The sequence below is a fragment of the Erwinia sp. CGal63 genome (assembly GCF_037026505.1).
Classification (GTDB): domain Bacteria; phylum Pseudomonadota; class Gammaproteobacteria; order Enterobacterales; family Enterobacteriaceae; genus Erwinia.
The window spans coordinates 327062-340328 of sequence record NZ_JAKUMN010000003.1; the positions used below are offsets into that span (position 1 = coordinate 327062).

Consider the following 13267-nt stretch of genomic DNA (forward strand, 5'->3'; position numbering starts at 1 on the left):
CATGCAGCAACGACAGGCCGCCGCACAGAGCGCAGGCAGCGTTAACCCGTTGGTCGCGGCAGCAAATCCTTTACTGAACGCCATCCCGCAGATCCGCCATTCGGTCACCCACGCCGATCCGGCCGGGCTGCGCCAGCGTCTGATCGACGAGATGCGCCAGTTCGAAATGCATTGCCAGCGCGCCGGACTGCCTTATGAAGTGATTATCGGCGCGCGCTACTGCCTCTGTACCGCTATCGACGAGGCGGCAGCATTGACGCCGTGGGGCAGCGCTGCCTGGCCGGGCCAGGGATTGCTGGTAACCTTTCATAACGAAACCTGGGGCGGCGAAAAGTTCTTCCAGCTGCTGGCCAAACTTTCGCAAAACCCGCGTGAGCAGATCGCGCTGCTGGAGCTGATTAACTACTGTCTGCAGCTTGGTTTTGAAGGGCGCTATCGCGTGCTGGACAACGGCCGCTCGCAGCTGGAAACCATTAAAAGCCGTCTGCTGCAGATGATCCGTTCAGTGCGCGGCGGCTATGCGCTGCCGCTCTCCGCGCACCCGGAAGATCATCCGGTGACGCGCAGGCTCTGGCGTCCCGTGGTGCCGCTGTGGGCCTGCGCCGCGCTGGTGGGCTTTCTGGCCTGTCTGCTTTATATCCTGCTGAACTGGCGGCTCGGCGACGCTACCAGTCCGGTGCTGGCGGCGGTGTATCAAACGCCGCTGCCGGAAGTGACCATTCACAATCCTGCGCCGCCAGCGCCCGCCGCGCTGAACCTGAAAGCTTTCCTGAAGCCGGAAATTGATGAGGGTCTGGTGTCGGTAAGAGACGAAGCGGATCAAAGCGTGGTGACGCTGAAAGGCGATGGCCTGTTCACTTCCGGCTCCACCGCCGTGCGCGGCCGCTACGAGGAGGTGCTGGATCGTATCGCTCAGGCGATGAACAACGTCAGCGGCCGCATTCTGGTGATTGGCTACAGCGATAACGTGCCGATCCGCAGCGCTCGCTTCGCCTCTAACTACGAGCTGTCGCTGGCGCGCGCCAAATCAGTCCAGGAACGGCTGCAGCAGACGCTAAGCCAGCCGGCGCGCGTGAAGGCAGAAGGGCGCGGCGAAACTAATCCGCTGGTGCCGAACACCACTGCCGCCAATCGCGCGCGCAATCGTCGTGTCGATATCACGCTGCTGGTTTCTCCCGATAACACCCGCGCGGAACTGACGTCGCAGCAAGGAAATTAACGGATGATGAATATTCTGTTCGCCATTATGACCAACCGGCTGATGTGGGGCTTTATCGGCATCACCGCGCTGTCGTTCATTATCTGGGTGATCGGGCCGGTTTTCTCGATCGTCGATTCCCGGCCGCTGGAGCCGGAAGTCAACCGCCAGATCAGCATCGCGCTGCTCTATATTGCCTGGGGATTGAGTAACGTGGTGCCACGGCTCTATAACGCCTGGCTCAACCGCAAGCTGATGGGCAGCCTGAATACCACGCCGGATGAGAATGACCCGAACGTCAAGCGCCTGAGCAGCGAAGACAAAGTGCTGGCGGAACGCTTTACCGAAGCGTCGGAGATGCTGAAGAAAGCGCATTTCAGCCGCGCGGGCAACCGTCGCTGGACGCAGCGCTTCAGCCGCCAGTATCTCTATCAGCTTCCCTGGTACGTGATTATCGGCGCGCCGGGCGCGGGCAAAACCACCGCGCTGGTCAACTCCGGCCTGCAATTTCCGCTGGCCGAGCGTTTCGGCAAGGCGGCGCTGCGCGGTATCGGCGGCACGCGCAACTGCGACTGGTGGTTTACCAACGAAGCCGTGCTGCTGGATACGGCGGGCCGCTATACCACCCAGGAGAGTGAACAGCTGCAGGACGCCAGCGAGTGGAATAAATTTATCGGCCTGCTGCGGAAGTATCGCGGCCGTCAACCGGTCAATGGCGTTATCGTCACCGTCAGCGTTTCCGATCTGCTGACCCAGTCGGCGGAAGCGTCGCGTCAACAGGCGCTCTCGCTGCGCCAGCGCCTGATGGAGCTGCACGAGCAGTTGGGCATTCGCTTCCCGGTTTACGTGCTGGTAACCAAAACCGATCTGCTGAAAGGCTTTCGCGCTTACTTCAGCAAGTTCGACAAGGCACAGCGCGACCAGGTCTGGGGCTTCACCTTTCCGTGGGAGCGCGCAAAGCAGGCCGATTTCGATCTGCTCAGCGCCTTTACCCAGGAATATGCGCTGCTGCAGCAGCGGCTGGATGCTGGCCTGCCCGATACGCTGATGCAGGAGAGCGACGCCAAAACCCGCGCGGAAAGCTATCTCTTCCCGCAGGAGTTTGCGGCGCTGCGCCCGCTGCTTAACGACTATCTGGAAACGGTCTTCAGCCGCTCCAACTTTGAAACCCAGTTTTCGCCGCGCGGTATCTGGTTTGCCAGCGGCACGCAGGAAGGCCTGCCGTTTGACCGCGTCATGGGCGAGCTGAGCCGCACCTTACAGCTGCCGCAAAACGAAGAGAGCCATAGCGGCGCCTGGGACAAAGTGGATAAAGCCGCGCCGATCCCCGGTAATAAAGGCCAAAGCTTCTTCCTGAAGGATCTGCTGCAAAACGTTATCTTCCAGGAAGCGGGACTGGCGGGCAGCAACCGCTGGTGGGAGCTACGCAACCGCGCGGTGCTCTGGTCTGGCTATATTCTGCTGGCCAGCGCGCTGATTATCGCCACGCTGCTGTGGAGCACCAGCTACGGCAACAACAAAGCCTATCTGGCGGAAGTGCAGGCTAAAGTGCCGCAGGTTGCCGCGCTGGGCCAGAATCTGCAGAGCGCCGATCTCTATACGCTGCTGCCTTATCTGAACGGCGTGCTGCACCTGCCGGAAAGCGAAGCTTTTGACCTTAATCATCCGCCGATCACGCGCCGTATGGGGCTGTATCGCGGCGAAGAGGTCAGCGACGCCACCCAGTCGCTCTATCAAAAATCGCTGAAGCAGCTGCTGATGCCGCAGGTAGCGCAGCTGATTACCGGCTGGCTGCGCAACGATAACGGCAGCGATGCGGACTACAGCTACGAGGCGCTGAAGGCGTACCGGATGCTCTATCAGCCGAAGCGCTACGACGGCAAGTTCCTGCATGCCTGGGTCATGCTGAATATTGCGCGCAACCAGCCGCAGAACGTGACCCAGGCGCAGATCAAACAACTCGACTGGCATCTGGCGCAGCTGCTGGAAACGCAGATTCAGGCTTCGCCTTATGCGAAAGATGAGGCGCTGATCAAGCGCGAGCAGGCGCTGATTAATCAGATGCCGCTCTCGCAGCGCGTCTACGGTCGCCTGAAACGCCTGCTGGAAAGAGACGAAAGCCTGAAGCCGGTTTCGCTGGCTATGCTGGGCGGCCCGCAGAGCGAGCTGGTCTTCTCGCGCAAAAGCGGCAAATCGATTAGCGACGGCATCCCGGGACTCTTTACGCCGGATGGCTACTGGAACAGCTTCGATAAAAATATCGCGGCGGTGACCAAATCGCTGCACGACGACGATCGATGGGTACTGGATAGCGCAACGCAGGATGAGAACCGTCAGCAGACCGATTACGCGGTGCGCCAGCTCTATATGAGCGACTATATGCGTCAGTGGGACGGGCTGCTGCAGGATATCCAGCTGAACAACAGCGCGGATCTTTCACAGCGTATCAACGCCGCGCGCTTGCTCTCCAGCAACAATTCCCCGCTGCGCAAGCTGGTGATAAATCTCAGCCACTATCTGGTGCTGGATAAGGCCGCGCCGGAAGCGCAAAAAGAGGGCGAGGAGAACAAGGAGAGCGCCAGCGGCACGCTGGAAGCGCTGTTCCACTCTCGCCAGGCGGCTACGGCGGCAGCACAGCCACAAACGCCGGAGCAGTCAGTAACCGCTCACTTTGCGCCGATTACCGAACTGGCGGAGCCGCTGGAGAAGGGCGGCAAAACCATCGCTTTTGACGACTTTCTGCACCAGATCGACGACCTCTATCGCTATCTGACGGCGGTACAGGACGCCGCCAACAGCGGGATGCCGCCGCCGGCCAGCGAGGCGATTAGCCGACTGCAGGCCAGCGCGGGACGACTGCCCGGTTCATTGCAGAACATGTTCACCAGTATGGCGGTGGGCGCCAGCAGCGATACGCAACGTCGCGATATGGACAATATCCGCAAGCGCATCAACGTTGAAGTCGGCAGCTTCTGCCGCCAGGCGATCGCCGGACGCTATCCGCTGACGCGCTCTGCCCGCACGGAAGTTACGCCGGACGATCTGGCGCGGATGTTTGCGCCGGGCAGCGGCCTGATGGACAGCTTTTTCCGCGACAACCTGGCGAACAAAGTCGACACCACTCAGGCCAGCTGGCGCTTTATGCCAGGCATCGACGGCAAGACGCTGCCGGGCGGCGAAAGCGTGCTGCGGCCTTTTCAGCAGGCGCAGAGCATTCGCGACGCCTTTTTTGCCAACGGCGCGACCACGCCTTCGTACCGCGTGACGGTGCGCACCGGGCAGATGGATAACGATATTCTGACCATGACGCTGGACGTTGACGGTCAGCTGCTGCAATACAGCCACGGCCCGCAGGCGGTACAGCTGATGAGCTGGCCCGGCCCCGGCGGCACCAGCCAGGTGCGTATGCAGCTTGGGCTGGCCAACGGCACTACGGCGACGCTGGTCACCAACGGCGCCTGGGCGCTGAACCGTTTCTTCGATCGCGCGCAGCTTTCGCCGGGCGGCAGCAGCCTGAGCCGCCAGGCTTCATTTAACGTCAGCGGCCATCACGTCACGCTGGAATTCACGCCGAACAGCATTCGTAACCCGTTCCAGCTGCCCGGTTTCGCCTGCCCATGACCATGGAAAACAACATGAGCCAGACGCCCGCGCCTTGCTGGTATGGAAAACTGCCGAGCGGCGGCGACTTTTTAAAACGCCGCTTTCCGGAAGCGCTGTTGCAGCAGTGGTCGAACTGGTTTCAGGTCGGCTTGCTGCATCGTCAGGAGAGCGAAAGGCAGGATGAGCGCCAGTTTGCCGACGCGCCGGTATGGAATTTCGTGGTGCCGCCCATGCTGGGTAGCCAACAGATCCAGATGGGCTGCCTGCTGCCCTCGCGCGATAACGTTGGCCGCCTTTATCCGCTTTGCGCACTGGTAACCTTTTCGCCTTCTCACTGGACGCAGCAGCAGCTGGCGACGGCGGGTGACTGGTATCAGCGGCTTGGCCGTATTCTGCTGACCGCGGTTCGCGAAGCCTGGTCCGCCGCAGAACTGGATCAGGCGCTGCTGTCGCTGCCTTTGCCGCCGGTCGCGCAGCCGAAGCAGTCAGAGATCCTGGAAGTAATCGGCTATCAGGAAAGACCGAGCACGCTGAGCTGGCGACGCGTCTCGGACAGCTTCGATCCGCAGCACTACACCAGCTTCTGGTGGACGAATCAGGCTGACGGCAACCCGCTTTATACCCATGTGCACAGCGGCAACTTCACCGGACAGCTGTTCGCCATGCTGTTCGATCCGGGCGCTGGCGCGAAGCCGGGCCGTCACGGCCTCTATCCGCCGATGTTTGAGTAAGGAACTTCGATGAATCTTGATGCGCTACTCGCCCCGATCGGCAACGACCAGCCGTGCGGGGAAAACCTGGAATATGATGCCGACTACATGGCGATGGAGCAGGCCAGCGCGGGCAAAGCGGAGCAGCAGTTCGGCGACACCATTATTCCTGCCGAACCGGCGGACTGGAACAAAGTCGAGAAGCTGGCGAGCAGCCTGCTGACGCGCACCAAAGATCTGCGCGTAATGCTGGCGCTGACGCAGGCGTGGACCCAGCTACGCGGCTTAAGCGGCTATGCCGACGGTCTACAGCTGATTAAGCAGTCGCTGCTGCTGTACTGGGAGCCGCTGTGGCCGGTGCTGACCGACGACGGCGACTATGACCCGTTCTATCGTATCAATGCGCTGGCGGCTTTAAGCGATAAGTCAGCGCTTACTACCGCTTTGCGTCAGGCTCCGCTGCTGCGCAATGCCTCCGACGTCCTTTCGCTGCGTGATGCCTGCGCCTTGCTGGACGGCAGCAAAAGCGAGTGCGAAGAGTTTCCTGGCGGCCGCGCACGGCTGATGGACGAGCTGGCACGCGGCGAACAGCCGGGCATTGTCGCTATCCTCAGTATAAGTGAGCGGTTACAAACAATCCGCGAAACCCTGAGTGAACATCTGGGCGAAAGCGGCGTGCCGGAAATGGAGCAGCTGTTGAAAATGGTTAATACCGTGGCGCAGGCCTGCGAAATAACCGACCTCAGCACGCTGATGCCGGAAAGCCGCAGCGAAGAGACGGAAAGCGCGCCGGTAGCGCAGCCGCTCAGAGCGACACATACCGACTGGCGCAGCGTTCAGCCGGAATCGCGCGCCGACGCGCAGCTGATGCTGGAAAAGGTGAAACAGTACTTTGTACAGCATGAGCCAAGCCACCCGGCGCCGCTGATGATCGACCGCGTGCAGCGCATGATCGAAATGGATTTTATGAGCATTATCCGCGATCTCGCGCCGGACGGCGTACACCAACTGGAAAATATCTTCGGCCGTCGCGACTAAGACGACTGACTCCTTCGACGCGCGGACGTATTTACCGCGCGGCACTCATTTTAACCACGCCTACCTTTGGAGAACATTATGTCAGGTAAATCCAGCGGGCAGAAATTCATCGCCCGTAACCGCGCGCCGCGCGTACAGATCGAGTATGACGTGGAGATCTACGGCGCAGAACGCAAAATCGAGCTGCCGTTTGTGATGGGCGTGATGGCCGATCTGGTCGGCAAGCCGGTTGACAATCTGCCGCCGGTCGACGAACGCAAATTTATGGATATTGACGTCGACAACTTCGACGAGCGCATGAAGGCGCTGAAGCCTCGCGTGGCTTTCCAGGCGCAAAATACCCTGACCGGCGAAGGCAACCTGAATATCGACCTGACCTTTAACAGCATGGAAGATTTCTCGCCGGACGCCGTGGCGCGCAACGTAGAGCCGCTGAGCAAGCTGCTGGACGCGCGTACCCAGCTTTCCAATCTGCTGACCTATATGGACGGCAAAAACGGTGCGGAAGAGCTGATCGCTAAAATCCTTCAGGATCCAACGCTGCTGAAGTCCCTGAGCCATCTGCCGAAGCAGGACGACGCGGCTAAAGAAGGAGAGGCCTGATGAGCAATCAGTTCGAACAGCAGAGCCAGCAGCAGGCCTGGAGCCAGGACGAGTTCAGCTCGCTGCTGAATAAAGAGTTTCGTCCAAAAACCGATTCCGCCCGCTCCGCGGTAGAAAGCGCGGTAAAAACCCTGGCGCAGCAGGCGCTGGAAAACACCGTCACCGCTTCCGACGATGCTTATCGCACTATCCAGGCGCTGATCGCCGAGATTGACGAGAAGCTGTCAAAGCAGGTTAACCAGATTATCCACCATGAAGAGTTCCAGCAGCTGGAAGGCGCATGGCGCGGTCTGAGCCATCTGGTGAACAACTCCGAAACCGACGAGATGCTGAAAATCCGCTTTATGAGCATCTCGAAGAAAGAACTTGGCCGCACGCTGAAGCGCTATAAAGGCGTCGGCTGGGATCAAAGCCCCATCTTCAAAAAAATCTATGAAGAAGAGTATGGCCAGTTCGGCGGCGAGCCGTTCGGCTGCCTGGTTGGCGACTACTACTTCGACCACAGCCCGCAGGACGTGGAGCTGTTAGGCGAGATGGCGCGTATCGGCGCCGCCTCGCACTGCCCGTTTATCACCGGTACCGCGCCGGAAGTGATGCAGATGGAATCCTGGCAGGAGCTGGCTAATCCACGCGACCTGACCAAAATCTTCCAGAACAGCGAATACGCCGCCTGGCGCAGCCTGCGCGAGTCCGAAGACGCGCGCTATCTGGGTCTGGTGATGCCGCGCTTCCTGTCGCGTCTGCCTTACGGCATCCGCAGCAATCCGGTGGACAGCTTCGACTTTGAAGAAGAGACCGAAGGCGCGAACCACAGCAACTACACCTGGGCGAACGCCGCTTACGCGATGGCCGCCAATATCAACCGCTCCTTTAAAGAGTTCGGCTGGTGTACGTCGATTCGCGGCGTGGAATCTGGCGGCGCGGTGGAAAACCTGCCTTGCCACACTTTCCCAAGCGACGACGGCGGCGTGGATATGAAGTGCCCGACCGAAATCGCCATCAGCGACCGCCGCGAAGCCGAGCTGGCGAAAAGCGGCTTTATGCCGCTGGTGCACCGTAAAAACTCCGACTTCGCCGCCTTTATCGGCGCGCAGTCGCTGCAGAAGCCGACCGAATACCACGATCCGGACGCCACCGCCAACGCACGTCTGGCCGCGCGCCTGCCGTACCTGTTCGCCTGCTGCCGCTTCGCGCACTACCTGAAGTGCATCGTGCGCGACAAGATCGGTTCCTTCCGCGAGCGCGAAGAGATGGAGCGCTGGCTGAACGACTGGGTGATGAACTACGTGGACGGCGATCCGGCCAACTCCTCGCAGGAAACCAAATCCCGCAAGCCGCTGGCTTCCGCCGAGGTGCTGGTGGAAGAGCTGGAAGACAATCCGGGCTACTACGCTGCGAAATTCTTCCTGCGTCCACACTATCAGCTGGAAGGATTGACCGTGTCGCTACGCCTGGTCTCTAAGCTGCCTTCACTGAAGAGTGATGAGGCTTAAGGCGTAAAAATGAGGGGCGCTATTCTGCCCCTCATTTTAGCGTGTTATGCACGATATTGGTTAGCTATAGAAACAGATCAGCTTTTTTTTCTTGCCGCCTTTCTCGTCAGGAAAAAAAGGCCAATACAGAGCGTGGTGAAAAGCAATTTACCACCTATTAAGCTTAAATTTCTTTCATCGAAATGTTCATAACGCGCTACAAGCCAAACACCGCTAATGATATCGAAAAGGGCGTACACGCATATGGCTAATAACACAACGCTGAGTAATGCTAAAAATGCCTTTATCATTATTGAGTAATTTTCCTTTTAGTCTGACGTGATGCTGCATTCGCTCTAATTTATAGTCGAATACGCTGTCTGTAAAACGCATTTTAACTTTTGTGCGTACTATTCTGACGCGTAAAAAGTGAGAAAGGCAGACGGTGGGTTCAGGAATTTCTGGACGATCTGTTAAAGGATGTTCGGGAAAAGGCAAAAAGGATTTTTCCTTTTTGTCTGTCGCTGCTTTAAAAAGCAAAATGTTAAATCAATAAAGAGTAAAAAATAATGGCTATTGATATGTTTATGAAAGTTGACGGTGTGACCGGCGAATCGAAAGATTCCAACCACACTGGCTGGACTGATATCACTTCTTTCTCCTGGGGCGCTTCTCAGCCAGGCAACATGTCCGTTGGCGGCGGCGGCGGTGCCGGTAAAGTGAACTTCAACGACCTGCACGTTGAAGCGCTGATCGACAAATCTACTACCGCGCTGCTGAAGAACTGCGCAAGCGGTAAGCACATCACCAAAGTAGAGCTGTCTATCTGCAAAGCTGGCGGCACTCAGGTTGAGTACACCCGCATCACGCTGGAAGACGTGCTGGTGACTAACGTACAATACGTTGGCGCAGACAACGGCGACACCGTGGGCATGAGCTACTCTTTCCAGGCTTCTAAAGTGAAGCAGCAGTACTGGGAGCAGAGTTCTTCCGGCGGCAAAGGCGCAGAAAGCAGCGCTGGCTGGAACATCAAAGAGAATAAAGAAGCTTAATACTGTCGCAATCCCCTTGTTGAGGGGATTGCATTAATTTGATTTATAAGGATTAGCTCGTGAAAGGAATAATTCTGGTTAAAAGGATACAACAAACCCAAAACTCAACGATATCCCGTTATAGTATTCCGGGGACAAAAATTTCCGGTTATATGTTAGAAAGACCCGGGCCTGATACAACGACACCCAATCAAAGATTAAGAATCCCGGAAGGCGTTTATAATCTTAAATGGCATCAAACGGCTAAAGGTTCAATCAAAGCATATAGTCCTGTTCCATTGTTATATAATTCTGCTGTCCCTGTAACACGCTATGTGTTAATACATAATGGAAATAAACCGCAGCATACTGATGGATGCCTTTTAATTGGCAGTTCAAAAGCGGTTGATTTTGTTGGAGGAAGCGTTGGTAAACTAAAAGAGTTAAAGCTATTCTTGCAAAAAAATGGAATTGAAAACTTCAAAGTGATAATAAGTTCACAGTACGAGTAAGTCTTTAAGGAGCAGGTTATGAAAAAAATAACGCTATTAATAACTGTTTTGGTTTCATTATGTACAATTTTCTTTGGTGCGAGTGCTTTTGCTACCACGCAAAAAAATATAACTGGCGTGTTGCAAGCCTACTGGTTTCCGCAGTGGAGTGACGAAGGAAAGCCCAGGCCACCACTTGTTATGATGCGTTTCTTCGAAACGGATGGGAAGGATAATCGCACATATTTTCTTTACGATACTAAAGGAAAAAGTGGAGTAAAAGATTATTTTAAAGTTAAAGAGGCGGAAAATTTCATTAAGAGTAATTTCAAAAATACTCCTGAAGAATTTTTTAAGTTTAAGGAAGGACACACCGAGCAACACGGAATGTTAGTTATCTCTGATGAGTTAGTCATTGCTGAGTGCGACAGCAAGAAAAATTATGCTAAATTTGATTCCTTTAAGCCTGATTCAGAAAGTGATTTTGACATAAAAAAATTAGAGCTGAAATCAGGCTGTGATCCAGAGCCATATGCGGTTATGTTCACGATAAAAGATGGGCACGAAAATGTTTATCTGAAGTCAAAGCCTGATGAAAAGAGTGATGTTGTTACTGATAAACCGGTATCTCAGCCGCTAGTTAGAATTAAAACTATTGATGATAAATGGGTTTATGTTTCCCTGTATGATGCCTCTCAGCCAAATTCGCAATCTGCGACAAAGGGATATGTTAAGATGGAAAATTTAGATATGGTTAATTAGCGCTTATGCCTATATGCCCCCCTTAATGAAAATGACTTGCGGATAGACTAACAAGTTTTTAAGGTTAAATTTTCATTAAGGGATAGCCGTGCGCTGGACATTGATGAAGTGTGCCTGTAGGTGCTTGAGCCGAAAACGCCCGATACAATCAAAAGCTACCAAGCCGTGCATGACCAATGATTATGGCACGCTGATTAATTTTATCGAAACCAACGCTCATGTGCACAGTTATGACGGCGAACATCGAAGGGTTAACTACCCTGGAAAAGACCGATAATGCGTAAATAATATGAAAAAGAAAGTGTTAGCTATAGCGGCGATTGGCTTCTTTGCATTGAGTGGTACTGCCCTGGCTATGGATGATTGCTCAAAAAAAACCAGCGATTCTGAAGTTTTTGCCTGTTCTGAAAACAACCGCGTTGTAGCTGAGAAAGAGTTAAATAAAGAATACTCAGAAGCAAAGAAACGTATTGAGACAACATTCTCTGACGAGCCAGAAGTAAAAAAAGCCTATCTTCCTGTGTTTTTGGATGCTCAGCGTGGCTGGTTAAAATATCGTGATAATCAATGTAAAATGTTTGCACATGTCGCTGCAGAAAAGAGTAACCCTTATGCAGTGTTTACCAATAATTGCATTGCAAAACTGGATGCGCAAAGAAGCAATGAACTTAAAGAAATCCCTTATGATTGATTAATATCGAATCTCGAAGGGGTTATTTTACGCCAACACGCTAGTATAGATGGTAATAACATTTTCGCACGGACTTTTCGGCGGTAAAGGCGTAGAAGATACGTTAGCGGGGCGTCAAAGAGAATAAAGAAGCTTAATGTTTTTATTTAACCTTTCCGACGGATAGGGTTAATAAAGATAAGTTTTGATTAAATAATCAATTCTGATACAGGAGTCTTTGGTGAGCACAATCAGAATAAGCCAGGCTGTAGGCTATGGAAAGATAAATAAATATCGGGATGTGAAAACAGTTCAGTTATTACTTAACAGTAACAAACTCATTACCAATCCAGGTGATGAATTGAATGTTGATGGCTTGATTGGACCAAAAACTATCGAAAGGATAAAAGACTTTCAAAGAAAAGTAGTAAGATTATCTAATCCTGATGGCATTGTTTCCCCTCATGGGCCAACAATGCGTAATTTACATCATCATTCAAATACAGTTAAACCGATAAAATTAAATTTCAACACGGACGTTCAGGAATTAACTGAGGAAATGTACCTAAGTGCCGCAAAAGCACTTAACTGTGAGGTGGCTGCAGTAAAGGCTGTAGTTATTACAGAATCTAAAGTCACTGGCGCTTTCGACGCGCAACGGCGCCCAACGATTCTTTATGAACGACACTATTTTAGTTCCTTAACCAATGGGAAGTACGATAAGTCTCACCCTGAAATTTCTGGACCGCGTTACCAGCATTATGGAAAATTTAGCATACAGTATGACAGACTGAATAAAGCCATAGCGCTTGACCGTCAGGCTGCGCTCAAGTCTGCTTCATGGGGGGCTTTTCAAATAATGGGAAATAACTATAAAACAGCCGGATACGAAAGCATAGAAAAATTCGTTGAAGGAATGAATACAATTACCGGTCAGGTTTATGCATTTGTAAACCACATATCCAATACACCTGTATTATTGAATGCAATCAGAACCAAAAATTGGGCAAAATTTTCTTATTACTATAATGGCTCTGGTTATAAAGAAAAACATTACGATACACAGATGGCAGCTAACTACAATTATGCATTGCATCATTAACTAAGGGTTATTATGAAAGCTATCAATTTTTTTGTGGGAGCAGTATTGTCAATAAGTAGCGCTTTTTCTGTCGCGGGTACAACGTTAAAAAAAATCGACTCAAACAGCTTTAACGATTTTGTGACTGAGAAGGCTTCAAGTACAGGATTATCAAATGTTAAAATTGATACCACGCAAACGTTCGATATTTTTACTAACAATAAAAAGTTAGGAACATTAGTCCAGGGAAAAGGCTGGTTACGAGATGTGCATCCCGTTTGTTTTATCGGATGGTCAGCGGGTCATCGTCCCGATGCATTCTTTATGCAAACGATGGGGGCTGATGATTGGGAAACTGTAGACTGTGATAAAGTTCAGGCTGTCGGTATTCTGTCGCGGTCAGATGATAAAAATGTAAAGATCGCTGTTATTTATAAAGTTGATGTTCGAGGCCAGTATTCGCAAGACTATGTAGTCTTAGGTGTAAAAGATGATGAAGACATTTTTTACGATAAAGATACCACTGAACACTTCCAAAACTCTTATGTTAAAGACCTTGCTTCTATGCGCAAAGAGTATCAAAAGCTGGTCAATGACAATAAATAATA

The 13267-nt window shown here is 53.1% G+C and carries 12 protein-coding genes; all 12 read left to right on the forward strand.

All coding sequences use genetic code 11. From position 1 onward, the window contains the following. The first annotated feature begins 1 nt into the window (after position 1). A complete protein-coding gene (locus MKZ79_RS12865) occupies positions 2-1219 on the forward strand; it encodes a DotU family type VI secretion system protein (protein WP_336142705.1) in 1218 nt (405 codons plus the stop codon). Positions 1220-1222: 3 nt separating this feature from the next. Beyond that, positions 1223-4819, forward strand: coding sequence for a type VI secretion system membrane subunit TssM (tssM, locus tag MKZ79_RS12870; RefSeq protein ID WP_336142706.1), 3597 nt, complete (start codon positions 1223-1225; stop codon positions 4817-4819). 14 nt (positions 4820-4833) lie between these two features. Then, a complete protein-coding gene (gene tagF, locus MKZ79_RS12875; protein WP_336142707.1) occupies positions 4834-5532 on the forward strand; it encodes a type VI secretion system-associated protein TagF in 699 nt (232 codons plus the stop codon). A gap of 9 nt (positions 5533-5541) precedes the next feature. Then, complete coding sequence (tssA, locus tag MKZ79_RS12880) at positions 5542-6549, forward strand: type VI secretion system protein TssA (RefSeq protein WP_336142708.1); 1008 nt, start codon at positions 5542-5544, stop codon at positions 6547-6549. A 78-nt stretch (positions 6550-6627) separates the two neighbouring features. Then, positions 6628-7152, forward strand: coding sequence for a type VI secretion system contractile sheath small subunit (gene tssB / locus MKZ79_RS12885; RefSeq protein ID WP_336142710.1), 525 nt, complete (start codon positions 6628-6630; stop codon positions 7150-7152). Continuing rightward, positions 7152-8645 (forward strand): type VI secretion system contractile sheath large subunit, encoded by a 1494-nt coding sequence (gene tssC, locus MKZ79_RS12890; RefSeq protein WP_336142711.1) that lies wholly within the window; start codon positions 7152-7154, stop codon positions 8643-8645. Before tssB ends, tssC begins: the two co-directional genes overlap by 1 nt. 548 nt (positions 8646-9193) lie before the next feature. Then, entirely contained in the window at positions 9194-9676 is a 483-nt protein-coding gene (locus MKZ79_RS12895) for an Hcp family type VI secretion system effector (protein ID WP_336142712.1), read from the forward strand. A gap of 59 nt (positions 9677-9735) precedes the next feature. Then, positions 9736-10167 (forward strand): DUF5675 family protein, encoded by a 432-nt coding sequence (locus MKZ79_RS12900; protein WP_336142713.1) that lies wholly within the window; start codon positions 9736-9738, stop codon positions 10165-10167. A gap of 18 nt (positions 10168-10185) precedes the next feature. Next, complete coding sequence (locus tag MKZ79_RS12905; protein ID WP_336142714.1) at positions 10186-10908, forward strand: hypothetical protein; 723 nt, start codon at positions 10186-10188, stop codon at positions 10906-10908. A gap of 289 nt (positions 10909-11197) precedes the next feature. Further along, a complete protein-coding gene (locus MKZ79_RS12910; RefSeq protein ID WP_336142715.1) occupies positions 11198-11599 on the forward strand; it encodes a lysozyme inhibitor LprI family protein in 402 nt (133 codons plus the stop codon). A gap of 220 nt (positions 11600-11819) precedes the next feature. Further along, positions 11820-12680, forward strand: a complete 861-nt coding sequence (locus tag MKZ79_RS12915; RefSeq protein ID WP_336142717.1) for an N-acetylmuramidase family protein — start codon at positions 11820-11822, stop codon at positions 12678-12680. Positions 12681-12692: 12 nt separating this feature from the next. Further along, positions 12693-13265, forward strand: a complete 573-nt coding sequence (locus MKZ79_RS12920) for a hypothetical protein (protein ID WP_336142718.1) — start codon at positions 12693-12695, stop codon at positions 13263-13265. Positions 13266-13267: the final 2 nt, after the last annotated feature.

Bases quoted from the DNA above. Each gene is read 5' to 3' on its own strand.
- MKZ79_RS12865 (WP_336142705.1), top strand. From the start codon at position 2: ATGCAGCAACGACAGGCCGCCGCACAGAGCGCAGGCAGCGTTAACCCG.
- tssM (WP_336142706.1), top strand. From the start codon at position 1,223: ATGATGAATATTCTGTTCGCCATTATGACCAACCGGCTGATGTGGGGC.
- tagF (WP_336142707.1), top strand. From the start codon at position 4,834: ATGAGCCAGACGCCCGCGCCTTGCTGGTATGGAAAACTGCCGAGCGGC.
- tssA (WP_336142708.1), top strand. From the start codon at position 5,542: ATGAATCTTGATGCGCTACTCGCCCCGATCGGCAACGACCAGCCGTGC.
- tssB (WP_336142710.1), top strand. From the start codon at position 6,628: ATGTCAGGTAAATCCAGCGGGCAGAAATTCATCGCCCGTAACCGCGCG.
- tssC (WP_336142711.1), top strand. From the start codon at position 7,152: ATGAGCAATCAGTTCGAACAGCAGAGCCAGCAGCAGGCCTGGAGCCAG.
- MKZ79_RS12895 (WP_336142712.1), top strand. From the start codon at position 9,194: ATGGCTATTGATATGTTTATGAAAGTTGACGGTGTGACCGGCGAATCG.
- MKZ79_RS12905 (WP_336142714.1), top strand. From the start codon at position 10,186: ATGAAAAAAATAACGCTATTAATAACTGTTTTGGTTTCATTATGTACA.
- MKZ79_RS12910 (WP_336142715.1), top strand. From the start codon at position 11,198: ATGAAAAAGAAAGTGTTAGCTATAGCGGCGATTGGCTTCTTTGCATTG.
- MKZ79_RS12920 (WP_336142718.1), top strand. From the start codon at position 12,693: ATGAAAGCTATCAATTTTTTTGTGGGAGCAGTATTGTCAATAAGTAGC.